The 23,266-nt window shown below is 72.3% G+C and carries 21 protein-coding genes; 19 read left to right on the top strand and 2 right to left on the bottom strand.

Translation table 11 applies throughout. From position 1 onward, the window contains the following. Positions 1–160: 160 nt before the first annotated feature. From BJ981_RS07750 to BJ981_RS07740, 3 genes are all read left to right on the top strand, one after another. Complete coding sequence (locus tag BJ981_RS07750) at positions 161–1,573, top strand: S41 family peptidase (RefSeq protein ID WP_184609351.1); 1,413 nt, start codon at positions 161–163, stop codon at positions 1,571–1,573. A gap of 121 nt (positions 1,574–1,694) precedes the next feature. Further along, a complete protein-coding gene (locus tag BJ981_RS07745; RefSeq protein WP_184609349.1) occupies positions 1,695–2,996 on the top strand; it encodes a sensor histidine kinase in 1,302 nt (433 codons plus the stop codon). Then, a complete protein-coding gene (locus BJ981_RS07740; protein WP_184609347.1) occupies positions 2,993–3,646 on the top strand; it encodes a response regulator in 654 nt (217 codons plus the stop codon). The genes BJ981_RS07745 and BJ981_RS07740 overlap by 4 nt, the downstream gene beginning before the upstream one ends. Positions 3,647–3,656: 10 nt before the next feature. Here BJ981_RS07740 and BJ981_RS07735 read toward each other — a convergent pair whose 3' ends face one another. Beyond that, on the bottom strand, positions 3,657–4,502 hold the full coding sequence (locus BJ981_RS07735; RefSeq protein WP_184609345.1) for a universal stress protein: 846 nt from the start codon (positions 4,500–4,502) through the stop codon (positions 3,657–3,659). A 283-nt stretch (positions 4,503–4,785) separates the two neighbouring features. On the opposite strand from BJ981_RS07735, the gene BJ981_RS07730 reads away from it, so the two are divergent. The 11 genes from BJ981_RS07730 to BJ981_RS07680 all read left to right on the top strand — a co-directional run bounded on the left by BJ981_RS07730 (position 4,786) and on the right by BJ981_RS07680 (position 18,095). Continuing rightward, positions 4,786–7,071: a heavy metal translocating P-type ATPase gene (locus BJ981_RS07730; protein WP_184609343.1), complete on the top strand. Its 2,286-nt coding sequence runs from the start codon at positions 4,786–4,788 to the stop codon at positions 7,069–7,071. A gap of 131 nt (positions 7,072–7,202) precedes the next feature. Further along, complete coding sequence (locus BJ981_RS07725; protein ID WP_204070508.1) at positions 7,203–8,252, top strand: AbrB family protein; 1,050 nt, start codon at positions 7,203–7,205, stop codon at positions 8,250–8,252. Positions 8,253–8,447: 195 nt separating this feature from the next. Further along, positions 8,448–9,953, top strand: a complete 1,506-nt coding sequence (gene tcuA / locus BJ981_RS07720; protein ID WP_184609339.1) for an FAD-dependent tricarballylate dehydrogenase TcuA — start codon at positions 8,448–8,450, stop codon at positions 9,951–9,953. A 7-nt stretch (positions 9,954–9,960) separates the two neighbouring features. Further along, entirely contained in the window at positions 9,961–10,893 is a 933-nt protein-coding gene (locus tag BJ981_RS07715; protein ID WP_184609337.1) for an SDR family NAD(P)-dependent oxidoreductase, read from the top strand. Between the two features lie 100 nt (positions 10,894–10,993). Then, positions 10,994–11,779: a citryl-CoA lyase gene (locus BJ981_RS07710; protein WP_204070507.1), complete on the top strand. Its 786-nt coding sequence runs from the start codon at positions 10,994–10,996 to the stop codon at positions 11,777–11,779. 3 nt (positions 11,780–11,782) lie between these two features. Continuing rightward, positions 11,783–12,670 (top strand): MaoC/PaaZ C-terminal domain-containing protein, encoded by an 888-nt coding sequence (locus tag BJ981_RS07705; RefSeq protein ID WP_184609331.1) that lies wholly within the window; start codon positions 11,783–11,785, stop codon positions 12,668–12,670. Continuing rightward, complete coding sequence (locus BJ981_RS07700; RefSeq protein WP_184609329.1) at positions 12,655–13,590, top strand: phosphotriesterase family protein; 936 nt, start codon at positions 12,655–12,657, stop codon at positions 13,588–13,590. Before BJ981_RS07705 ends, BJ981_RS07700 begins: the two co-directional genes overlap by 16 nt. A gap of 96 nt (positions 13,591–13,686) precedes the next feature. Beyond that, positions 13,687–14,655: an alpha/beta fold hydrolase gene (locus tag BJ981_RS07695; protein WP_184609327.1), complete on the top strand. Its 969-nt coding sequence runs from the start codon at positions 13,687–13,689 to the stop codon at positions 14,653–14,655. Between the two features lie 36 nt (positions 14,656–14,691). Beyond that, positions 14,692–15,456 carry an enoyl-CoA hydratase/isomerase family protein gene (locus tag BJ981_RS07690; RefSeq protein ID WP_184609326.1) on the top strand — a complete coding sequence of 255 codons (765 nt, stop codon included), beginning with the start codon at positions 14,692–14,694 and terminating at the stop codon, positions 15,454–15,456. Between the two features lie 109 nt (positions 15,457–15,565). Then, a complete protein-coding gene (locus BJ981_RS07685; protein ID WP_204070506.1) occupies positions 15,566–16,630 on the top strand; it encodes an LLM class F420-dependent oxidoreductase in 1,065 nt (354 codons plus the stop codon). Between the two features lie 40 nt (positions 16,631–16,670). Then, positions 16,671–18,095: an aldehyde dehydrogenase family protein gene (locus BJ981_RS07680; RefSeq protein WP_184609324.1), complete on the top strand. Its 1,425-nt coding sequence runs from the start codon at positions 16,671–16,673 to the stop codon at positions 18,093–18,095. A gap of 104 nt (positions 18,096–18,199) precedes the next feature. On the opposite strand, the gene BJ981_RS07675 is transcribed toward BJ981_RS07680, so the two are convergent. Beyond that, complete coding sequence (locus BJ981_RS07675; RefSeq protein WP_184609322.1) at positions 18,200–18,955, bottom strand: GntR family transcriptional regulator; 756 nt, start codon at positions 18,953–18,955, stop codon at positions 18,200–18,202. A gap of 157 nt (positions 18,956–19,112) precedes the next feature. Here BJ981_RS07675 and BJ981_RS07670 point away from each other — a divergent pair, with 157 nt between their 5' ends. The 5 genes from BJ981_RS07670 to BJ981_RS07650 all read left to right on the top strand — a co-directional run bounded on the left by BJ981_RS07670 (position 19,113) and on the right by BJ981_RS07650 (position 23,189). Further along, the gene (locus BJ981_RS07670; RefSeq protein ID WP_184609320.1) at positions 19,113–19,838 is read left to right on the top strand and encodes a GntR family transcriptional regulator; all 726 of its coding nucleotides are present in this window, start codon (positions 19,113–19,115) and stop codon (positions 19,836–19,838) included. Further along, entirely contained in the window at positions 19,838–20,593 is a 756-nt protein-coding gene (locus tag BJ981_RS07665) for a CoA transferase subunit A (RefSeq protein WP_184609318.1), read from the top strand. The genes BJ981_RS07670 and BJ981_RS07665 overlap by 1 nt, the downstream gene beginning before the upstream one ends. A gap of 107 nt (positions 20,594–20,700) precedes the next feature. Beyond that, positions 20,701–21,417, top strand: coding sequence for a CoA-transferase (locus BJ981_RS07660; RefSeq protein WP_184609317.1), 717 nt, complete (start codon positions 20,701–20,703; stop codon positions 21,415–21,417). Beyond that, entirely contained in the window at positions 21,402–22,319 is a 918-nt protein-coding gene (locus BJ981_RS07655) for a phosphotriesterase family protein (protein ID WP_184609314.1), read from the top strand. The genes BJ981_RS07660 and BJ981_RS07655 overlap by 16 nt, the downstream gene beginning before the upstream one ends. Before the next feature lie 63 nt (positions 22,320–22,382). Then, positions 22,383–23,189: an enoyl-CoA hydratase/isomerase family protein gene (locus tag BJ981_RS07650; RefSeq protein ID WP_184609312.1), complete on the top strand. Its 807-nt coding sequence runs from the start codon at positions 22,383–22,385 to the stop codon at positions 23,187–23,189. Positions 23,190–23,266 lie beyond the last annotated feature (77 nt).

Raw genomic sequence — 23,266 nt, 5'->3', positions numbered from 1 at the left:
CCAGGCAAGCACAGATCGTAGCCAGGCTGACCGACGTTTCCGCCGAGGCCGCGAACTCCCGACGGGTCGGCCCGCGGATCAGGTCACTCCCAGGAGGGAGCCGAGGAACGGTCCTCCAGGGTGACGCCGGTTACGGGACCGCGTTCGTACCGTCGGCGCCATGAGAAAGAGCGGAACACGGATCGGGGGCGCGGCTCTGGCGGCCGTCCTGGTCATGACGGCGGCGCCCGCGGCGGCGGTCGCGAGCGCGCGGGACGCAGCACTGGACGGTGTGTGGCAGGCCGACGGCTACGGCACGATCATCACCGTCGGCGGGGACCGGCTCCGGTACTTCGACACGACGGCGATCAGCTGCCTGGCGGGCGTCATGTCGGCCAGGCGGCAGGGTGGGCCGGGGGCGTTCGTCGCCGACGACGGCTCCCGTCGGATGACGATCACACTCCAGGGCCGGCAGCGGGCGCGGCTGCGCTACGTGGGCGCCGTCGGGGAGATCGGTCTGCGCCGGCTGCCCGGCCTTCCCGCCCGCTGCTCGGTGAAGGCCCCCGCCACGGGCCCGGTCGCCGTGTTCGACGTCTTCTGGACCACGTTCGCGGAGAACTACCCGTTTTTCGCGACGAAGGGCGTCGACTGGCAGGCGGTCCGCGACCGATACCGTCCCCGGATCGGCCCGAACACCACCGACGCCGAGCTGTTCGGCGTGCTGCGCGACATCCTGAAGGACCTCGGCGACGCCCACACCGCGCTGCGCGCGGGAAAGGACGAGTTCGCCCGGCCGCTGCGCCCCGGCACGAGGCCGCTGGACGGCCTGCCGGCCTTCCTGGCCCTGAACGAGGGGGTCCTCGATCTCGTGGAGAAGCACGACGTCCACAAGCCGCTGACGACATGGGGCCGCGGCGTGATCGGGTACGCCGACCTGCCGGGCGGGTTCGGCTACCTGAGGCTGGCCGCCTTCGACGGGTACGCCGACGGCGGCTTCGCGGCCAACGCGAAGGAGCTGGACCGCGCGCTGAACGAGATCTTCACCCCCGCCCGGACGTCACGCCTGAAGGGCCTCGTCCTCGACGTCCGCCTCAACTTCGGCGGGTACGACGCCCTCGGCATCCGACTCGCCTCCCGCCTCACCGGCCGGCCGTACGTCGCCTACGCCAAGCAGGCGCGCGACGACCCCTCCGACCCCACCCGGTTCACCCGGGCGCGACCGATTTGGGTGCGTCCGGCGGGTTCTCGCCACACCGGGCCGATCGCCCTGCTGACGAGCCCGTTGACCATCAGCGCCGGGGAGACGTTCAGCCAGGCGATGACGGCCCGCACCCCCGCGCCTCGGCGGATCGGCGACGCCACCCAGGGCGCGTTCTCGGACTTCCTGTGGCGCACGCTGCCCAACGGCTGGACCTTCGCCCTGCCCAACGAGCGGTTCCTCACCCGGCAGGGGACCACCTTCGACGTCACCGGCATCCCACCGCAGGACAGGATCGCCGAAACGCTCAGCGACGGCGAGCTCGCCGCGGGCCGCGACGCCGCCTTCGAGCGGGCGCTCGCCTACCTGCGCACGGCCGGGAGAGCCGGCCGGTGACCCGCACTGGCGCGCTGCCCGGTAGGCGGCGTGCCGGCGGGGCGGCCTCCCGCCACAGGGGGACGCGAAGGTCGCCCATGAGGACGAAGCGACCCGCCCGGCACGTCCATAAGCTGGAGAAATGATCTATCAGGGGCCGACCGCGAAGCCGGGGCCGCTCCTGCGGGCCGTGGCGCGGGCGCTGCTGCGGGCGGTCGTCACCGGTACGGCCGACCCGCCGCCGCCCGCGCCACGACGCGGGCAGGTGCGGGTGCCGTGGCCCCGCGGCCTGCGGGGCGTCACCCTGGATCTCGTCCGGCTCGGCGACGCGTTCGTGGCGTTCGTGGCGTTCGCGGGCGGGGTCGCGTACATGGAGGGCCCCGCGGCCGCCGCGCGGTGGCCGCACGACGAGGCGTATCTCGTGATCATGTCGGCGGCCTTCTCACTGCCGCTGGTGCTGCGCGACCGGTGGCCCCTGGCGGCCTGGCGGTGGGCGCTGCTGGTGGTTCCGGCCGGCTCGGCCGTGATCGGCGGGTTCCTCGGCCCGCCGTACACGCCGGGCGCGGCGATCGCCTGCCTGCTCGTGGCGTACTCCGTCGGGGTCCGCTGTGACGGCGCGGTCGCGGCGGGGGTGTGGCTGGTCTCCTGCCTCGCGGCGGTGGCCGTCGATGCCGGCACGGTGGTCCCCGCGGTGACCGGGATCACCGTCGCCGTGCTGTTCGGCCACAACGTACGGGCGCGGCGGCTGGCGACCGGAAGGCTGGCCGAGGAGGAGCGGCGTGCCGAGGGCGCCCTGGCCGAACGGGCGGCGCTGGCCGAGCGGGCCAGGATCGCCCGCGAGCTGCACGACGTGGTCGCCCACCACATGTCGGTGATCGCCATCCAGGCCGAGGCGACCCCGCTGCGCGCGGCAGGCGACGCGGGCCTGCTGGCGGAGGGGCTCGCCGAGATCCGCGCGCTGTCGCTGAAGACGCTGGCCGAGATGCGTCAGGTGGTCGGCGTGCTGCGCGGCGCGGAGGGCGCCGACACCGCTCCCCAGCCCGGCCTCCACCAGATCGACGAGCTGGTCGCGACCGCGTCCCGCGCCGGGGTGACCTTGAGGGTGTCCGGTTCGGGCGAGCTGGGCGACCTGCCGGGCACGGTGGGGCTGACGGCGTACCGGATCGTGCAGGAGTCACTGAGCAACGCGATGCGGCACGGGTCGGGACCGGACGTCACCGCGGAGCTGGTCCGCGACGGCGCCGAGCTGCGGATCCGCGTCGTCAACGGCCTGCCCGCCGATTTCGCGACCACGCCGGGCGGAGTCGCGGGGAAGCGGCCGGGCCACGGGCTGGCCGGAATGCGGGAGCGGGCGGCGATGCTCGGCGGCACGTTCCGGGCGGGCCCGGTCGGCGCGGAGTTCGTGGTGACCGCGACCCTGCCGATCGGAGGAGACGCCGGATGAGCATCAGGGTGCTCGTCGCCGACGACCAGGGCATGGTGCGGACCGGGTTCACGGTGTTCCTGAGCACGCAGCCGGACATCGACGTGGTGGGCGAGGCGGCCGACGGCGAGGAGGCCGTGCGCCGCGTCGCGGAACTCTCGCCCGACGTGGTGCTGATGGACGTCAGGATGCCGGTGCTGGACGGCCTGCAGGCCACCCGGCGGATCCTGTCCGCCGACCGTCCCCCGAAGGTGCTGATCCTGACCACGTTCGATCTGGACGACTACGTGTACGAGGCGCTCCGGGCGGGCGCCAGCGGCTTCCTGCTGAAGGACGCCTCCGCCGGGCGGCTCGCCGAGGCCGTCCGCGTGGTCGCGGCCGGCGAGGCCCTGCTCGCGCCCTCCGTCACCCGGCGGCTGATCTCCGAGTTCGCCCGCCTCGGGCCGCGCCGTCCCCGCGCCACCCTGGACGGAGTCACCGAACGTGAGTCGGAGGTGCTCACCCTGGTCGCCCACGGCCTGTCCAACCAGGAGATCGCCGAACGGCTCGTCCTGTCCGAGCAGACGGTGAAGACCCACGTGGGCCGCGTCCTGGCGAAGCTCGGCCTCCGCGACCGGGCCCAGGCGATCGTCCACGCGTACGAGACGGGCCTGGTCCGCCCGGGTGAGTGAGCCGGCGGGCTCATCGGGGTCCGGGGGAGGTGACGACCATGACGGGGCAGTGCGCGCGGTGCAGGATGCCGTGGCCGACGGATCCGAGAACCACGGAAGAGGCGGCGCCCCGGCCGCGGGAGCCGACCACGATGAGGTCGGCCTCCTTGGAGGCGTCGACCAGGGCCGGCACGGGGTGGCGGCAGATGACGGACTCGCTCACCTGGACGTCGGGATACTTCTCCTTCCAGGGGGCCAGCCATGGCCGCATCGCGGTGATCTTCTCCTCGAAGAACAAGCCCGAGAGAGAGGCGAACGCGGGCTCGGTCCAGGCGTACACCGCGCGGACGGCGGAGCGCCGCAGCAGTGCCTCCTCGAAGGCATGGCGCAGCGCGGCCTCGGATCCGGCCGACCCGTCGACCCCCACCGCCACCACGTGGGTCTGGTCGTCGGTGTATCCGCGCACCACGACGAGCGGGCACACCGTGCGGCCGGCCAACCCCAGGCCGACGGCTCCGAGCAGGAGCCCGGCGAAGCCGCCCATTCCTCTGCCGCCCACGACGAGCAGGTCGGCGGTGGTCGACTCCTGCAGCAGGCGCTCGACCACGGCGCCCGTGGGCAGGGCGGTGCCGGCGGTCACGCCGGGGGCGCGGGCGGCCGCCCGCTGGGCGGCTCTGGCGAGCATGCCTCTGCAGTGATCGGTCAGCGCGGCCTCGAACCCTCCGACGCGGCCGATCGGGTACTCGCTCGCCCACGGCTCACGTACGCGGACGATGCGCAACGCGGCGTTCCGGCGCGCGGCCTCGTCGGTGGCCCAGTCGGCCGCCTTGGCCGCGGACACCGAATCGTCGATCCCGACCGCGACAACACCGGACATGGCACCCCGTCCTTGGTTGCTCCCTTTCCAGGAGACACGAAGCTCCCGGCGGGCCGCAGTGGCCGAAGGTCACCCGCCGCCGGGACTTTGCGCCTTGTCGAGCCCCCGTCCGTGAACCTTGGAGAAGATCGGGCGCGAAGAGGCCGAGGGCCCTGGTCCCTGGGACATTCGGCCTGGTCCCCATGGGAGAGGTCGTCGGGGACTTCGGCGCGATGACTTTCGTCCCGCCGAATCAGGGACAAGCGCACTGGGCCGGGCGAGGCTCCTGCGGAAGCCTGCGGGTGTGAGGCGATACCTGTTCGTGGCCGGCAGCCTGGCCGCGCTCGCCGCCGGTGGGCTGCTCCACCTGCTCGGGGCGGGGAACGGCGGCGACGCGGTGTGGGCGGCGGGCGCGGCGGCCGCGGTGGTCCCGGCCGCCTGGTGGGTGGTCTCCGCGTTGCGGGCCGGCCGCCTCGGCGTGGACCTGATCGCCGTGCTCGCGCTGGTGGGCGCGCTCGCGGTGCGGGAGTTCCTCGCCGGCGCGGTGATCGGCGTCATGCTCGCCGGCGGCCGTTTCCTGGAGGACTACGCCCTGCGGCGGGCCCGCAGGGATCTGACCGCCCTGTACGAGCGCGCTCCCCGCACGGCGCGGCGCTACGAGGACGGCACCGCCCATGTGATCGACGTCGAGGCGATACGCCGCGGCGACCGGCTGCTCGTCCCCGCCGGCGAGATGGTGCCGACCGACGGCGTGGTCGAGCGGGGAACGGCGCTGCTGGACGAGTCCGCGCTGACCGGCGAGTCCCTGCCGGTCCGGCACGAGGCGGGGGACGGTGTGCGGAGCGGCGTGGTCAACGCCGGCCACGCGTTCGACCTGATCGCCACGGCGACCGCCGGGGAGAGCACCTACGCGGGCGTGGTGCGGCTCGCCGAGCGGACCGAGGCCGGCACCGCCCCGGTGGTGCGGCTGGCGGACCGGTACGCCGCCTGGTTCCTGCCCGCCACGCTGGGGCTGGCCGGCGGCGCGTGGCTGTTCTCCGGCGAGGCGGTGCGCGCGGTGGCCGTCCTGGTCGTGGCCACGCCGTGTCCGCTGCTGCTCGCGGCGCCCGCGGCGATCGCGGCGGGACTGTCCCGTACGTCCAGGCACGGCGTCGTCGTCAAGGGCGGCGGCGCACTGGAGACCCTGGGCAAGGCGCGGACCCTGGTCATGGACAAGACCGGTACCCTTACCGCCGGTCGCCCGCAGGTGGTCGACGTCGTGGCCGCCCCGGGCGAGGACACCAAGCAGGTGCTGCGCCTAGCGGCCGGCCTGGACCAGGTGTCCTCGCATGTGCTGGCCACCGCGCTCGTCCGCGCCGCGCACGAGCGCGACCTCGTCCTTCCCCGCCCCGAAGACGTGCGCGAGGAGCCGGGAACCGGCACGGCGGGCCTGGTGGAGGGGAAGCGGGTCGGCGTCGGCAAGGCGCCGGGGCCCCGGACGTCGCCCTGGGAGGCCGCCCAGCGCGCCCGGGCCGCCCTGGACGGGGCGATGACGGTCTGGGTGAGCGTGGACGACGAGCCGATCGGCGTGATCCTCCTGCGGGACGCCGTACGCGCCGACGCGGCCAGGACCCTGCGGCGGCTTCGCACCGCCGGCATCGGCCGGGTGGTGATGCTCACCGGGGATCGCGCCGAGGTCGCCGAGAGCGTGGCCGCCGTGCTCGGCGTCGACGCGGTGCTGGCGGAACAGACGCCCGCGGGCAAGGTGGCCGAGGTCCGGCGCGAATCGCGGGCCGCCACGACGGTCATGGTGGGGGACGGCGTCAACGACGCGCCCGCGCTGGCCGCCGCCGACGTGGGCGTGGCCATGGGCGCCTACGGCTCGGCCGCCTCGGCCCAGGCGGCGGACGTCGTGCTGACCGGCGACCGGCTCGACCGGCTCGCCGACGCCATGGACATCGCCCGCCGCACCCGGCGCATCGCCGTCCAGAGCGCCGTCACGGGCATGGCACTCTCCATCGCCGCCATGGGCGTGGCCGCCGCGGGCGGGCTGGCGCCGGTCGCCGGCGCGGTCCTTCAGGAGGTCATCGACGTCGCGGTGATCCTCAACGCCCTGCGCGCGCTGCGCCCCACCCGGGGCACCCGCCTGCACGTGGACGCCCCCGTCGAGGCCATGCTGCGCCGGTTCGAAGCGGAGCACGCCCGGCTGCGGCCGCCGCTTGAGAAGATCCGCGAGGTGGCCGGACAGATCGGGTACGAGGCGCCGTACGAGGAGCTGCGGAGCATCCGGCAGGTCCACGACTTCCTGACCGAGGACCTGCTGCCGCACGAGCACGCGGAGGAGGCCCGGCTCTACCCGGCGATGACCCGGCTCCTGCGCGACCCCGAGGCCACCGCCACGATGAGCAGAGCCCACGCCGAGATCGACAGACTGGTGCGGCGGCTGGGCCGCCATATCGAGCTCGCCTCTCCGTCGGGGGTGACGCCCGACCGGCTCGACGACCTGCGCGCCTGCCTGTACGGCCTGCACGCGGTGCTCACGCTGCACTTCGCCCAGGAGGAAGAGGCCTACTTCTCCCTGGTCCGGAGCACGCCCCCCGACCCGGGCTGACCGCCCGGCGAGGACCGGTCCGACCGCCTCGGTACTGTGACCATATGGGGAACGCTCGCGGGGGGCGCGGCTCCGCGTTCCTGCCGTCGGCGCACCGTCCGGGGGGACGATGGCGTTGGGCGGTCTGGCCTGTGCTCATCGCGGGGGCGTTCGCCGCCGGGGAGCTGGCCGAGCCGGTGGTCCCCGCTCCCCACCTGCTCGCGCCGTTGCTGGCGGGTCTCGTCCTCGCGCTGGCCGGCCTGGTCACCCGCGAGGTTCCGCGAGGGGTCAATCAGGCGTGCCAGGCCGCGCTGGGAATCCTGGTCGGCAGTTATCTCAGTCCGGTGAGCATCCAGCGGGCCGGCGCGGACCTGCTCCCCCTCGCCCTGGTCACCGCGGTCACGATCATGCTCAGCCTGGGAGCCGCGGGCGTCATGACGCGCCTGGGCCACCTCGACCGGGCCAGCGCCACGCTCGGTATGGTGGCGGGCGGTTCGGCGGCGGTGGTCGCCACGGCCCGCGATCTGGACGCCGACGGCCGCGTGGTCGCCCTGCTCCAGTACCTCCGCGTCCTGATCGTGGCAGGGTCCGCCCCGCTGCTGGTCCAGTGGATCCTGATGCCGAGCGCGACGGGTCGCCTGCTCGACGCCGACCATGAGCTCGGGCCCGTCGTCGCCGCCCACCATCAGGGCGTGGGGCTGGTCATGCTGGGCGCCGTCGCCCTCGCCGGCGCCCTGATCGGCCGGGCCGTCCGCCTGCCGAGCCCGGTCCTGCTCGGGCCCATGCTGCTCACCGCAGCCCTCACCGCCGGTGGCGTTGCGGAGGGCTTCGCCCCGACCGGATCCCTGCGCACCATCCTGTTCACCGTGATCGGCCTGGACATCGGCCTGCGCTTCACCCGTCCCGCTCTGGGCCGCGTCGTCCGGCTCCTGCCCCTGGCCGTGACGTGCACGGTGACGATCAGCGCCGCGTGCGCCCTGCTGGCCTGGCTGCTGGCCGGCGTCTCGCACATCCCTCTCGCCGACGCCTACCTCGCCACCACCCCCGGTGGCATCAACGCCGTCCTGAGCACCGCCGTCTCCACCCACGCCGACATCTCACTGATCTCCAGCACACAGAGCCTGCGACTCTTCACGATGATCCTTCTCGCCCCTCTGCTCATCCGCCTCAGCGCCAGGCGCTCACCCCGCCACGCCGGGTGACGCGCGCGTGGTGGACCGCGAGGCCGAGGTAGCAGCGTTGTGACATCGGCCGTCCCCGGCCTCGGCGAGGGCTCTCCCGTGACGGCATCCCAGCCCGTCCGCGCGCCACCCGGCCCGCGACCAGGGGCGCTCGGCCGGAGCATTGACATCTGATATATTAGAGTTTACGTTGCACATGCAAGGAGAGGGGCAGGCATGGGTCAGAGTCGAGTTGTCGTCATCGGCGGCGGTAACGCCGGCTTGTGTAGCGCGCTGGCCGCCCTCGAGGGTGGTGCCGAGGTGACGCTGCTCGAAGCCGCCCCGGAGTCCGAGCGTGGGGGGAACTCCGGATTCACCGCGGGAGCCATGCGCTTCGCCTACGACGGCAGGGCGGACATCCTCCAACTCGTCCCCGACCTGTCAGAAGAACAGCTCGCGAAGACCGACTTCGGCAGCTACTCGAAGGACCAGTTCTTCGACGACATGGCCCGGGTCACGCAGTACCGCTGCGACCCCGACCTGGTCGATCTGCTCGTGACGCGCAGCTTCGACACGTTGAAGTGGATGCGCGACAAGGGAGTTCGGTTCCTGCCGATCTACGGCCGCCAGGCGTTCCAGGTGGACGGGAAGTTCACCTTCTGGGGAGGCCTGACGCTGGAGGCCAACGGAGGCGGCCCCGGGCTCGTCGACTCGCTGTTCGACGCGTTCGAGTCGGCGGGCGGCAAGGTGTTCTACGGCCACCGGGCCATCGGCCTCACCGAGGACGGCGGCAGGGTGACCGGCGTCGTGGTCCGGGCCGGCGGGCAGATCCGGACGATCTCCGCTGACGCCGTCGTGCTGGCCTGCGGTGGATTCCAGGCCAACACGGAGTGGCGCACCCGCTACCTGGGACCGGGGTGGGAGTTCGCCAAGGTCCGCGGCACCCAGTTCGACGTGGGCGACGGACACCGCATGGCGATGGACATCGGCGCCATGTCGTGGGGCAACTGGTCGGGCTGCCACGCGGTGGGCTGGGACAGCAACGCGCCCGCGTTCGGTGACCGCGTGGTCGGCGACGGGTTCCAGAAGCACAGCTATCCCTTCGGGGTCATCGTCAACAGCCGCGGTGAGCGGTTCGTCGACGAGGGCGCGGACTTCCGGAACTACACCTACGCGAAGTACGGCCAGGAGGTCCTGCGGCAGCCGGGCCAGATCGCCTGGCAGGTCTTCGACAGCAAGGTGACCCACCTGCTGCGCGACGAGTACCGGATCCGGCAGGTCACGAAGATCGTGGCGCCGACCCTGGAGGAGCTCGTCCGGCGGATGGACGGCATCGACGAGGAGCAGTTCCTGCGGACCGTCCGCGAGTACAACGCGGCGGTCGACCAGTCGGTCCCGTTCAACCCCAACGTCAAGGACGGGCGGGGCACCTCGGGGCTGGCGGTGCCGAAGTCGAACTGGGCCAACACGCTCGATTCGCCACCGTACGAGGCCTACGCGGTGACGTGTGGAATCACGTTCACCTTCGGCGGCCTGAAGATCGACACGTCGGCGCGCGTGATCGACGTCACCGGAGAACCCATTCCCGGGCTGTACGCGTGCGGGGAGATCGTCGGCGGCATCTTCTACTTCAACTACCCGGGGGGCAGCGGGCTCACCGCGGGCTCGGTGTTCGGGCGGATCGCAGGGTCGGCGGCCTCGGGTGCGCTCGGCCGTGTCGCCGCGTCGACGGTGAGCGCGTGAGGTGGCCGTGCCGGGCGGAGTGATCATTACTGGCGCGGGCGGAGGCATCGGGGCCGCGGTGGCCGAGTGCGTCGCCGCCGCGGGCTACGGCGTCGTCGTCAGCGATCTGGGGGTCTCGGTCGACGGCCGCGACCCGGACCGGCAGGTGGCGGAGTCCGTGGCCGAGGTGATCCGGGCCCGAGGCGGCCGCGCCGTGGCCCACCAGCACGACGTCGTCTCGTTCGACGCGGCGGCCGACCTGGTCCGGCGCGCGGTCGAGGAGTTCGGCTCGCTCGACGGCCTTGTGACCTGCCACGGCATCCTGCGCGAGCGCATGATCTTCAACATGGCGGAGGACGAGTGGGACTCGGTCATCGCCGTCCACCTCAAGGGCACGTTCAACTGCGTGCGCTTCGCCACCGAGCAGATGCGCCGCCAGCGTGGCGGGAGCATCGTGCTGCTGAGCTCGGCTGCGGGCCTGGAGGGCAGCCCGGCGCAGGCCAACTACGCGGCGGCCAAGGCGGGCGTCGTGGGCCTCGCGCAGAGCACGGCGCTGGCGATGGGACGCTACGGCGTCAACGTCAACTGCGTCGTCCCCTCCGCGGCGACCCGCATGACCTCGCGGCTCAGCGACCGGATGCAGGCCAGCAGGCCCGACACCGAGCGACAGGGCCCCGAACTGATCGCCGAGCTCATCCGCGCGCTGCTCGACCCGGCCAACCGCCACATCACCGGGCAGACCTTCACCGCGGCCGGCCGCCGGCTCGCCCGGTGGGAGCCTCCTCAGGAACAGGAGAGCGTGCGCCTCGCTGACGAGTTCACGTACTCCGACGTGACGGACGCGGTCCGGAAGCGGCTCGGAGCCACGCCGCTGCGCCGGTTCGCGGCGCTCGGACTGCCGACGCCGGCCGAGTCCGACCACCAGACCACGGACCCCCTCGGGGTGGGAGACGGAACATGAACGCTCGGTCGACAGCGAGCTCCCCACACGATCCGCACGATCCGGCCGCGATCCGGGACGGGCGCGCGTGCCACGCCACGCGCGCCGAGGAGACGTCGCGGTGAGCGGGCGCAGCGTGCCGCTGGAGATCGGCACCGCGGTGGGAGCGGCGGACGAGCACCACGTGCGGGTGCGCGGACTTGACCTCGTCGACGACCTGCTCGGCGAGCTGACCTACACCGAGGTCGCGCTGCTCGCGGTGACCGGACGCAGGCCGACCCCCGCCCAGGCCAAGGTGGTCGACGCGGTGCTGGTGAGCCTGCTCGACCACGGGCTGACGCCCAGCGCGCTCGCCGCGCGACTGACGTTCTGGGTGGCTCCGGAGGCGATCCAGGGCGCGGTCGCGGCCGGCCTGCTGGGCGCGGGAAGCGTGCTGCTCGGTTCGATGGAGGGCTGTGGGCGCCTGCTCACGGACATCGCCGGCGATGTCGCCGCCGGCGCCGCGGCCGGCGACGCGGTGGACGCGCGGCTGCGCGCCATCGTGGACGCGGGCGAGCGGATCCCCGGCCTCGGCCACAGCCTGCACCGCGACGGCGACCCGCGTGCCGGGAAGCTGCTCGCCGTCGCGCGCGCCCAGAAGGTCGCGGCGCGGCACGTCGAGCACCTCGAACTCGTCGTCGAGCGGGCCGCGGCGCTCACCGGGAAGGCGCTCCCGCTCAACGCGACGGGCGCCGCCGCCGCGCTGCTGCTCGAAGCGGGTGTGCCCTGGCGATTGCACCGCGGTTTCGCCCTGATGAGCCGGACGGCCGGCCTGGTCGCGCACATCGGCGAGGAGCTCGAATCGCCCGTCACCCCTGCCGTGCGCGCCGCGCTGCGGGCCGCGAGCCGCATCGAACCGGAGGTGTGAGCGGTGTCAGAGGCGGTGGAGTCGCAGCCGCAGTCGCGGCCGCAGGCGGAAACGGGCTGGGAGATCTTCGTCTGCGACGAGTGGCGGGCGCGGGTGCTCCAGGAGATCACCGGCCTGGACGGCCCGCCGTACGCCGACGGTAACGTGCCCTGCCCCGCGTTGCTGCCCCCGACGTTCCTGGTGGCCCATCGGACCGACCCGGCGGCCATGGGCGTCCCGGACGCGCCGGTCCGGCTCAACGCCGGCAACTGGTGCCGGTGGGAGGCGCCCGTGATGCCGGGCGAGATCCTCGAGCGGCGCACGGTGATCGAGTCGGTCACCACGAAGCCGGGCCGAGACAGCGAGCTGACGTTCTACCAGCTCGCGACGACGTACCGGCGCCGCATGACGCACGACGTGGTGGCGCGCACGTCCACGACGACGATCCGCACGGGCGCCCGGCAGGGGCGCGGCGGATCCGGGCATCGCACCAGGCCGCCCTCCGACGCCATGCCGGTGATCGAGGTCGTGCCGAGCAGCCGCGAGGTCGTGCGGTACGCCGCGGCCACCGACGACTTCTACGAAGTGCACTACGACCACGCGTTCGCGCGGGCGAGGGGTCTGCCGGGGACGATCACCCACGGCCTGCTCAAGCTCGCCTACCTGGCGCGCGCCGCCGTGCAGTGGGGCGGCCGCGGGACGTTCGTGCGGGAGCTGAGCGCCTCCTACCGCGGGATGGACCGGGTCGGCGCGCCGTTCCGCGTGCTCGCCCGGGCGGACGACGGCGCGGGGGACGGGCTCTCGCGTCATCTCACGCTTTACGGCGTCTCCGCCGACGGCATGGTGAGCACTCTCGGCCGTGCGGTGATCGAGCGAACCGAAGGAGAGGACGGGCAGTGGCTGAGGGACTGACGGTTCAGACGGTACGCGGACCGGTCGCGGCGTCCGAACTCGGGCGCGTGCTGCCGCACGAGCACGTGGCGTGCGACCTGTTCCGGGTGACACGGCAGATGGGTCTCGCCGCGCTGAACGACCCGGACGAGGCGGTCCGGGACCTGACCGTCTTCAAGGAACTCGGCGGCGGCTCCGTCGTGGAGGCCACCAGCGGCGGCCTCGGCCGTAAGCCCGGCGTGCTCCGGTCGGTGTCCGAACGCGCCGACGTGCACATCGTCATGGGCTGCGGGTGGTACCGGGAGCCCTACTACGAAGAGGACATGAACAAGGTGAGCACGGCCGAGCTCACCGAACGCCTGCTGATCGACATCTTCGAGGGCGAGGACGGCGTGCGGCCGGGAGTGATCGGCGAGATCGGCGCCGACCGCGAGTGGGTGTCCGGGGTCGAGGAGCGGGTGTTGCGCGCCGCCGCCCGCGCCCAGCGGGAGACCGGGCTCGGACTGATCCTGCACGCGGTCAAGAGCGAGGTCGGCGCCTGGCAGCTCGACGTGCTCGAGGACGAGGGCTGTGACCTGAGCCGGGTCGCGGTCGGCCACTGCGACACCTATCCGGACGTCGACTACCACGAGCGGCTGGCCCGGCGCGGCGCGATGGTGATGTACGACGGCAACGGCCCGGGCGACCGGCTGCTCCAGGAGCAGCGGGTCGCCAACGCGGCCGAGCTGATCCGCCGCGGATGGGCCAAGAGCCTGCTGCTGTCCCACGACGTCTGCGTGCTGGGAATGCGCGAGCGCCGTGGTGGGCCGGGCTATTCATACGTGCTGCGACAGGTCGGCCCTGACCTGATCGCGGCCGGGGTTTCCGAGGATGTCGTGGAGACGATCTTCCGCGAGAACCCGCTTCAACTGCTCGTCGGGCGACGCCCCGGCGACAACTGAGGTACGCCATTTCTCCCGGCCCGAACGTTCGGGGACGACCGCTGCCGGATGCATTGGCGGCCTGTTCTGTCAAGTTCCAAGAAAGTGTGAGATGCGATGAAAGACAGGACCGGTCGGACGATCAATCGACGCCACGTACTCGCCGGGGTTGCAGGGGCCGGCGCCGCCGCGCTCGTCCCGTCGGCCGCGTTCGCGGCTGAACGGGCGCGCGGCGCGAAGCCGGGCGGGCGCGAGACCGTGCTGCCCGCGCAGACGTCGTGGGGCCCGGTGCCCGCGATGACCGGCAGGAAGCAGGTGCAGATCCCCGACGTGAAGCTGGCGGTCTGGGACACCGGCGACGGGAGCCGGGGCAAGGGCCAGGCCGTGGTGCTCATGCACCCGCACACCGGGAACGGCGGCTCGTGGGGCTACCAGCAGGCAGCCTTCGCCGCCGCGGGCTACCGGGTGATCAGCTACTCACGACGCGGATACCACGGGTCGGAGGCCGGGCCGGCGGAGCGGCCCGGCACGGTCGTCGGAGACCTGGTGGCGCTGATGGACGCGCTCGGCGTCGGGAAGTTCCACCTGGTCGGCCTGGCCGCGGGCGCGTTCGCGGCGTTCGACGCGGGCCTGTCGGTCCCGGACCGGCTGCTGAGCTGTACGGTGGGCTCGACGCTGGCGGGGATCCAGGAGCCGGCGTGGAACGAGGGCACCACGGCGATCCTGCCGCCGGGCTGGGCCGCGCTGCCCGAGACGTTCCGCGAGCTCGGCCCGTCCTACCGGGCGGCGAAGCCGCCGGCGATGACGCAGTGGACCGAGCAGGCGCAGCTGCCGGTCACGACCGTGCAGCAGCCCCCGCAGAACGCGCTGATGTGGCCGGCGATCGAGTCGATCAGGACGCCGATGCTCCTGCTCACCGGCGACTGCGACCTGTACCTCCCGCCGACGCGCCTGCGCGAGATGGCGAGGCACGTCCGCAACGCCGAGGTGGCGATCTTCAGTGAGGCGGGGCACGCCCCGCACTGGGAGTCCTACCGCGCGTTCAACGAGACGGTGCTGTCCTTCCTCGGCAAGCACCGGCGGTAGACCATGGAAACGGCAGGCACCGGGGCCGAGGAGCTCGTGGATCTGAGCATCTCGGGGCACGTCGCGACCGTGACGCTGGACCGGCCCGACGTGCTCAACGCGGTCAACACGCCGATGTACCGGTGCCTGCTCGCGGTCTTCGCGAAGATCGAGGAAGAGGCGGACGTCCGGTGCGTCGTGGTGCGCGGCCGGGGCAGAGCCTTCAGCGTCGGCGCGGATCGGACCGAACGCGCCACGATGACGGTCGACGACCTGCGGCGGCGGCGCCGGCTCGTGCCCCGGGTGTTCTCGGCGATGTATCACTGCCCGCGCCCGGTGATCGCACAGGTGCACGGCTACGCGCTGGGCGGTGGTCTTGAGCTGGCGCTCAGCTGCGACATCGTGGTCACCGCCGAGGACACCGTCATGGGGCTCGTCGAGACGTCCCTCGGCAGCATGCCGGCGGGCGGCGGCACGCAGCTGCTCCCGCGGCTCGTGGGCCTTCCCAGGGCGAAGGAGCTGATCTTCACCGGCCGCCGGTTCACCGCCGCCGAGGCCCGGCAGTGGGGGCTGGTGAGCCATGCGGTGCCCGCCGCCGACCTCGAGGCCACGGTGGGCGCGCTCGCCGCCGAGATCAGCGCGGCGGCGCCGCTGGCGGTCGCGCAGGCCAAGCGCGCCATCGACCTGTCCACCCAGCTGGAGATCGACAGCGGGGTTCAACTGGAGGCCGAGCTGTACGACCGGCTCCTCACGAGCGAGGACCGGCTCGAAGGGCTGGCCGCGGCGCGCGAGGGCCGGCCCGCGCGGTTCCGCGGCCGATGACGAAGCCGATGACGAAGCCGATGACGAAGCCGATGACGAAGCCGGAGACGCGGTCGATGACGGCCGGTAACGAGGCCGATGACGAGGCCAGTGACGAAAGGAATGCACGGTGATCGAAAGGTTGGGATGCGCCATCGGCGGGCTGGCCGACCCGGAACACCCGGGGGACGTCGCCGCGACGGTGCGGGCGATCGAGGACGCGGGCTACGAGTCGGCGTGGTCCTATGAGGCGTTCGGTGCGGACTGCTTCACGCCGCTGGCCTGGTGGGGCGCGCATACGCGCACGATGCGGCTCGGCACCGACATCGCCCAGATGGCGGCGCGCCCCCCGACGGGGATGGCGATGGCCGCGATGAGCCTGGACCAGCTCTCCGAAGGGCGGGCCGTGATCGGGCTCGGGCTCTCCGGCCCGCAGGTCGTCGAAGGCTGGTACGGGATGCCCTTCGAACGCCCGCTGGGCTGGACCCGGGAGTACGTCGCGATCATGCGCGCGGCCATCGCCGGGGAGCGCGTCGCCCTCGAGGGCAAGACCTACCGGCTTCCGGCGGAGGGAGGATCGGGGCTCGGCCGCCCCATCCGCTCCACGCTGCGTGGCGGCCGTACCGACATCCCGATCTGCCTGGGCGCGGAGGGGCCGAAGAACATCTCGCTGGCGGCCGAGATCGCCGACGGCTGGCTGCCGACGAACTTCTCGCCCAGCGCGGACGAGTGGTACCGGGAGCGGCTGGAGCTGGGCTTCGCCCGCCGGCCCGGCGGCCGGCCGGAGAACTTCGAGATCGCGCCCGCGGTGTCGGTGGCGTTCGGCCCGGACCTGGAGACCGCCGCCGACCGGATCCGCCCGTTCCTCGCCTACCAGATCGGGGCGAACGGGGCGGTGAACATGAACTTCCACCTCAACGCCGTCGCGCGGCTCGGGTTCGAGGAGCCCTGCCGCGAGATCCAGGCCAAGTTCATCGCAGGGGACCGCGAAGGCATGGTGGCCGCGGTGCCGACCGAGATGATCGAGGCGGTCGCACTGGTCGGGCCGCCCGAGAAGATCCGGGCCGACCTGGAGACGAAGTGGAACAAGTGCGTCGCGACGAGCCTGATCGCCCGGGCGCGCTTCGACGACCTGATCCAGCTCGCCGAGGTGTTCCGCACGATTACGGGCGCCGCGCAACGGCAGCCCGCCTGATTCGTACGACCGGTTCGGTCGGTGAGGAGTTCGCAGACTAATGATCAGGTACGAGCACTGGATCAACGGCAGTCCGGCGCCGTCGGCGGGTGAAGAGCGGCTCACCTCGACCAGGCCCGGTACGGACGAGGCCGTGTGCGAGATCCCGTTGGGCACCCGGGAGGACGCCGACCGGGCGGTGGCCGCCGCGCAGGCCGCCTTCGCCGGGTGGGCGGCGGAGAAGCCGATCCGCCGCGGCCGGGTCCTGATGGGCATCGCGGCGGGGTTGCGGCGCGAGCGGAAGCGGCTCGCCGAACTGGAGGCCGCCGAGACCGGCAAGCCGCTGCGGCAGGCCGACGTCGAGATCAGGGGCGCGGCGGCGTTCTTCGAGTTCTACGCGGGCCTGGTCAACGTGCCGGCGGGGGAGATCCTCGATCTCGGCGACGGCTACCACGGATACACGCGGCACGAGCCGTTCGGCGTGGTCGGAGTCATCACCCCGTGGAACGTCCCGCTCAACCAGGCGGCCAGGGGAGTGGCGCCGGCGCTGGCGGTCGGCAACGCCGTGGTCTGCAAGCCGTCGGAGTTCACGTCGTCGACCACGCTGGAGCTCGGGCGGATCGCGGCCGAGGCCGGGCTGCCGCCAGGGGTGCTCAATGTGGTGACCGGCATGGGCGACGTCGTGGGCGGCGCGATCGTCGAGCACCCGCATGTCCGGAAGGTCGCGTTCACCGGTTCGGTCCGCGCCGGCCGCCTGGTCGGCCGTGCCGCCGCCGAGAAGATCATCCCTATCACGCTCGAACTGGGCGGGAAGTCGCCGAACATCGTGTTCGCCGACGCCGACCTCGACGCCGCCGTCGCCGGCGCGACGCGGGCGTTCGTCGGGAACGCCGGGCAGGTCTGCTCGAACGGCACCCGTCTGCTGCTGGCCCGCGAGATCCACGACGAGTTCGTGGCACGGCTGGTCGAACGGGTGCGGACGGTGAAACCGGGCGAGGACTACGGGCCGCAGACGACGAAGGACCAGTTCGAGAAGGTGTTGTCCTACTTCGATGTCGCGCGCCAGGAGGGGGCCACACTGGCCACGGGCGGGCGGTCCACCGGCGAGGGGTGGTTGATCGAACCGACGGTCTACACCGGGGTGACGAACGAGATGCGGATCGCTCGTGAGGAGATCTTCGGCCCGGTCCTGGCGGTCATCCCGTTCGACGACGAGGACGACGCCGTCGCCAAGGCCAACGACTCCGACTACGGTCTCGCGGCGGGCCTCTGGACGGCGGATCTCGGCCGTGCTCACCGCGTCGCGGCCGCCCTGCAGGTGGGACAGGTCTACGTCAACGAGTGGACGGCCGGGCTGATCGAGGGCCCGTTCGGCGGCTACAAGAACAGCGGCCACGGCCGGGAGAAGGGCGTCGAGGCGCTGCGCCACTACACCCAGGCGAAGTTCGTGTCGGTCCGGATCGGGAAGAGCGCGAGTGGCGGGTAGGCACGGCCACCACTCATGACACGCGCGGCCGGCCGGGCCGGCGACTTCCGGTGAACGAGGGCAGGCGGCGGGTCATCGGGGGACCCGCCCGGCCTGACGCGGGCCTACTTCGAGGTCGACGTCGAGCGCTTCCTGGGCCCGCGCGCCGACCGGGACGTCCCGCGCCGGCCCGCCGCCAACTGCGTGATCGACGGTGTGTCGCTGGCGGTCGCCGGCATCAGCGCCTCGATCTTCGCGGTCGAACGCGCCTTGTGGGCCTGCATCGCGTTGTAGGCCGCCTGCGGGTCGCCGGCGGCGATCGCCTCGGCGACGGCGCGGTGTCCCGCGACGGATTCGGCGAGACTGCCGGGCTGGCTGAGGTTGCGGAACCGCAGCAGGCGTACGCGGCCGTCGAGAACTCCCAGCGCGTCGCGTAACCCGCCGCTCCCGGCCATCGTCAGCATCACCTCGTGTCTTTCCTCGATCATGCGGACGTACGCGGGGATGTCCCCGGCCTCGGCCACCCGCTCCAGATCGGTCACCGACCGCAGCAGGGCGCTCCGCTGCTCCGGGGTGCCGCGTACGGCGGCCCAGGCGGCCATCATGGGTTCCAGCGCGGTCTTGATCTGGTAGACGTCGGTGATCTCCTGCGGGCTGATCTCCCGGACGAAGACGCCGACGCGCGGGGCGATGGTGACGAGACCCTCCACGCTCAACTGCTGCAGAGCGTCACGCACCGGTGTCCGGGACACCCCGAACCGCTCGGCGAGTTCGTCGGTCGAGATCCGCGCGCCGGAGGCCATCGTGCCGTTGTAGATCAGCGCGCGGATCTCCTCGGCGACCACATCCTTGGCCGAGAGGATCCTGACCTGTGAATCCAACGATGTCACCTACTCCATTAGCGCTGATGTGCAGAACCCCCTGACGTAATCGTAGCCGTACGGCAGGGCCGGCCCGTGTTGATCGAAGTGGTGTCATCGAGCGGCGCTGAGATGCTGATCCTTGACATGTAGTACATCAGTGCTCACACTTGAGGTTGTGCGCACTCCCCTGAGACTCCGTGTCCTCTCGGCGAAGGACGTCGTCATCGAGGAGATCCGCGCGCTGATCTACAACGGCACGATGGCCTCCGGCGCGCGGATCTCGACCGACGAACTCGCCGAGCGGTTCGGGGTGTCCCGGACACCGGTGCGTGACGCTCTGCAGCAGTTGAGCGTGGAGGGTCTCGTCACCATCGCCCCGCGCGTCGGCGTCTTCGTCCGGGAGATCAGCCCGCAGGAGATCACCGACGTCTACCAGATCAAGACCGCGCTGGAACCCATGATGGCCGCCTGGGCCGCCGAACGCGGCACCCCGGAACAACGTGCCGCGTTTCGCGAGGCCTTCGACGAGCTCGAACGGCTGGCGCGCTCCAACAACGTCCAGGAATATGTGCGGGCGCTGGAAGAACGCCGCGAAGCCCTGCTCGCGATGGCCCGGAGCGACGGCTTGCGGGACTCGTTCGCGGTGCTGGACGGGCGGGTGCGCCTGCTGCGGTTCCGCAACCTCAGCCAGCCCGGCAGGCTCCTCGAGTCCGCGGCGCAGCACCGGTCCATCGCGGAGGCGATCGAGGCCGGCGACCCCGACGCCGCCTACATCGCCATGCGGGACCACATGCTGGACGCCACCGCACGGGTGCGCCTTCTCGTGGTGACGGCGCACCCGAACGGCGAGCCGGCGTCCACCGTCTACTCGAAGTTGTCGAAACGCACGGAAGGTGACTGATGATCAACAAGGTCGTGGAGTCGGCGGCCAAGGCCGTCGCCGACATCGAAAGCGGCGCCATGATCGCTTTCGGCGGCTTCGTCGGAGTGCCCGGCGTCCCGAGCACGCTGATCAAGGCAATCGCCGAGCGCGGACTGCGCGACCTGACGATCATCGCGTGTGAGTCCGGCCGCGGCCGCGCCGGCGCGCAGTCGTACGGGACCCGCCGCGGCGACCAGCCGTACATCCCGGAGCCGGAGGACGGCGTCTACCCTGTCGGATACCTCGCCGAGCTCGGCCAGGTGAGCAAGGCGATCACCACCTTCTCGTCGATCAACAACCCGAACGCCGACGGGCCGCTGGAGGCGGGTGTCCGGCGGGGCGACGTGGAGATCGAGCTGATCGGGCAGGGCAGCCTGTGCGAGCGGCTGCGCTGCGGGCGCGCCGGTCTCGGCGGCGTCTACACCCCCGTCGGCGCGGGCACGAAGATCGGTGCGGGCAAGGACATCCGTCACTTCGACGGCGTGCCGCACGTTCTCGAGACGGCGCTCCGCCCCGATTTCGCCATCATCTCCGCCTACCAGGCCGACCGGTTCGGCAACCTCATCTACCGGCACGGCGCCCGGACGACGAACCCCGTCGTGGCCGGCAGCGGCAAGGTGACGATCGTGGAGGTCGAGGAGGTCGTCGACTACCTGGACCCGCAGCACATCGTCACCCCCGGTCCGTACGTGGACCGGATCGTACTGAGCGACAGGCGCCTCATGGTGAGGTGACGGGCGGTCCAGTGAGTTCCAGGACCGAGGCGAACGGGCGGCCTCGGGTGAATCCATCCTCGGGAAAGGAGTTCGGGGGACACTACGCCCGGACCCCCGGCCAGGCTATGACGCCAGCTCAACACCCCTCCGCGCCATCCCTGTCCAGGGTCGGAATCGCGCGACGCATCTCACAGGACTTCCGTGAGGGAGAAGTCATCAACCTGGGCGTCGGCGTGCCCATGATGTGCAGCCTCTTCATCGAGGACGACGACGACATCCTGCTGCACAGCGAGCACGGCGTCCTCGGGCACGGCAGGACGGCCCGCACCCAGGACGAGGTCGACCCGTCGCTGGCCTCGGCCGGCAGGCAGCCGCTCGTCCCCCGTCCCGGGATGGTCGTCATGGATCACGCGGAGTCCTTCGCCCTGATCCGGGGCGGCCACCTCGACGCGACGATCCTCGGAGCGTTCCAGGTGAGCGCGCAGGGCGACCTCGCCAACTTCTGGCTGCCCGGCGCGGTGGCGGGCGCGATCGGCGGTGCCCAGGACCTGGCGTTCTGCGCCCGGCGGGTGGTCGTCGCCATGCAGCTGCTGCCGCGCCCGCGGCGGTTCGTCAACCGGCTCGACCTGGAGATGACCGCGCCGCGGTGCGTCGACCGGCTGGTCACCGACATCGGCGTGATCGACCTGGAGGACGGCAAGGCGATCGTGCGCGAGCTCGTGCCCGGCTGGAGACTCGAGGACGCCCAGCGGCTCACCGAGGTGGAGCTCGTGGCCGCGCCGGAGGGCATCGCCGAGGTCACGCTCAAGAGCGACAGGGACGACCTGTGGAACGCGGCGTAGCGAGGACCGTCCAGACCGTGCGCGGCCCGGTCCCGACCTCGGAACTGGGCCGGATCCTGCCGCATGAGCACGTGGTCTGCGACCTCGTCAAGAACCGGCCCGATCCCACCCTGGACGACTCCGAGGACGCCGTGACCGACCTCCGGGAGTTCACGGCGGCGGGCGGCGCCACGATCATCGACCTCACGAACAACGGCCTGGGGAGGAACCCGGGTCTGCTGCGGTCGGTGTCGGAGCAGACCGGCGTGCACATCGTGATGGGCTGCGGCTGGTACCGCGAGTCCTTCTACGAGCAGGACATGAACAAGGTCAGCGTCGCGCAGCTGACCGAGGTCCTGCTGGAGGACATCAGGACCGGGGTGCACGGCGTCCGGCCGGGCGTGATCGGCGAGATCGGGGCCGACCACGGCTACCTGTCCGCGGCCGAGGAGCGCGTGCTGCGCGCGGCGGCCAGAGCCCAGAAGGAGACCGGTCTCGGGCTCGTCCTGCACGCGGTGAAGAGCGACGTCGGGAGCTGGCAGCTCGACGTGCTCGAGGAGGAGGGCTGCGACCTGCGGCGGGTCGCGGTGGCCCACTGCGACATGTACCCCTACCTCGACTACCACGAGCAGCTCGCGAAACGCGGCGCGATGGTGAGCTACGACCGCAACGGCCCCCGCAACCCCCACCAGCAGGAACGGCGCATCCGCAACATGGCGGAGTTCATCCGCCGGGGCTGGGCGTCGCATCTGCTGATCTCCCACGACGTGTGCATCCCGCCGGACCGCGGCACCGCGGGCGGACCCGGATACGCCTACGTGCTGAAGCGGGTCGTGCCCGACCTGCAGCAGGCCGGGGTGCCCGCCGACGTGGTCGAAGCCATCATGACGGACAACCCCGTGCGCCTTCTCGTCGGCTCCTGACCGCGCCGATCCTTCCCATCCTTCCGATTCCCGCCTTGTCCCATCGACGTCAGGAGAGAGCGAGTGGCTGACAACGCCGAGGTGGTGCTGACCCGGACCGACGGCCGGGTGCGCGTCATCACCCTCAACCGCCCCCGGGTCCGCAACGCGCTGAACAGCGAGATGATGCGGCGCTTCCATCAGGCGGTGGACGACGCCGTCGCCGACCCGGAGGTGGGCGCGATCGTCGTCACCGGCAACGGCTCGGCGTTCTCGTCCGGCGCCGACCTCAAGGAGGCCGGGACGGGCCGCCCGCCGGAGGACCTGTGGGGCCGGTACTCGCAGGCGATCGACAACGACCGGATCTACGAGCGGTTGTCGCGGGTGCCGAAGCCGGTGATCGCCGCGGTCAACGGGTTCGCCGTCGGCGGCGGCTGCGCGATCGCGGTGTCGTGTGACGTCGTCATCGCGGCCGACACGGCGCGGTTCAGCTATCCCGAGACCAACCACGGGATCGCCGCGGTCACGGTGGCGGTCGGCCTGAGCCGCGCGGTCGGGCGTCTGCAGGCCCTCGACCTGCTGCTGTCCGGCCGGTTCGTCGAGGCGGCCGAGGCCCACGCGATGGGCATGGTCACCCGGGTCGTGCCCGCCGACGACCTGATGGCCGAGGCCGTCGGCTACGCCCAGGCGCTGGCGGAGAAGTCGCCGACCGCGATCCGCCTCACCAAGCGGGTCTTCCGGGCCGTCCAGGAGCTCGACTTCGACCGCGCCTTCGAGTACGCCCGGGACGTCAGCCTGATGACCCGCGAGGGGTGGTCCGCCGGCCGTGCGGCCGCGGCGTCGCCGGCCGCCGCGGAGAACGGCGCGGTCGCCGCGCGCGCGACCGAGTGACCATTGCGTATGTGATATTTCAGGTGTAACATTCAAAGCTACATCGCGGGCCGCAAGCAGCCCAGCGCGGTTTCCAC

Origin of the sequence: Sphaerisporangium krabiense (assembly GCF_014200435.1) — a bacterium.
Lineage (GTDB): Bacteria > Actinomycetota > Actinomycetes > Streptosporangiales > Streptosporangiaceae > Sphaerisporangium > Sphaerisporangium krabiense.
The sequence above is the reverse complement of the archived record's forward strand: the minus strand, read 5'-3'. Positions and strand labels throughout refer to the sequence as shown.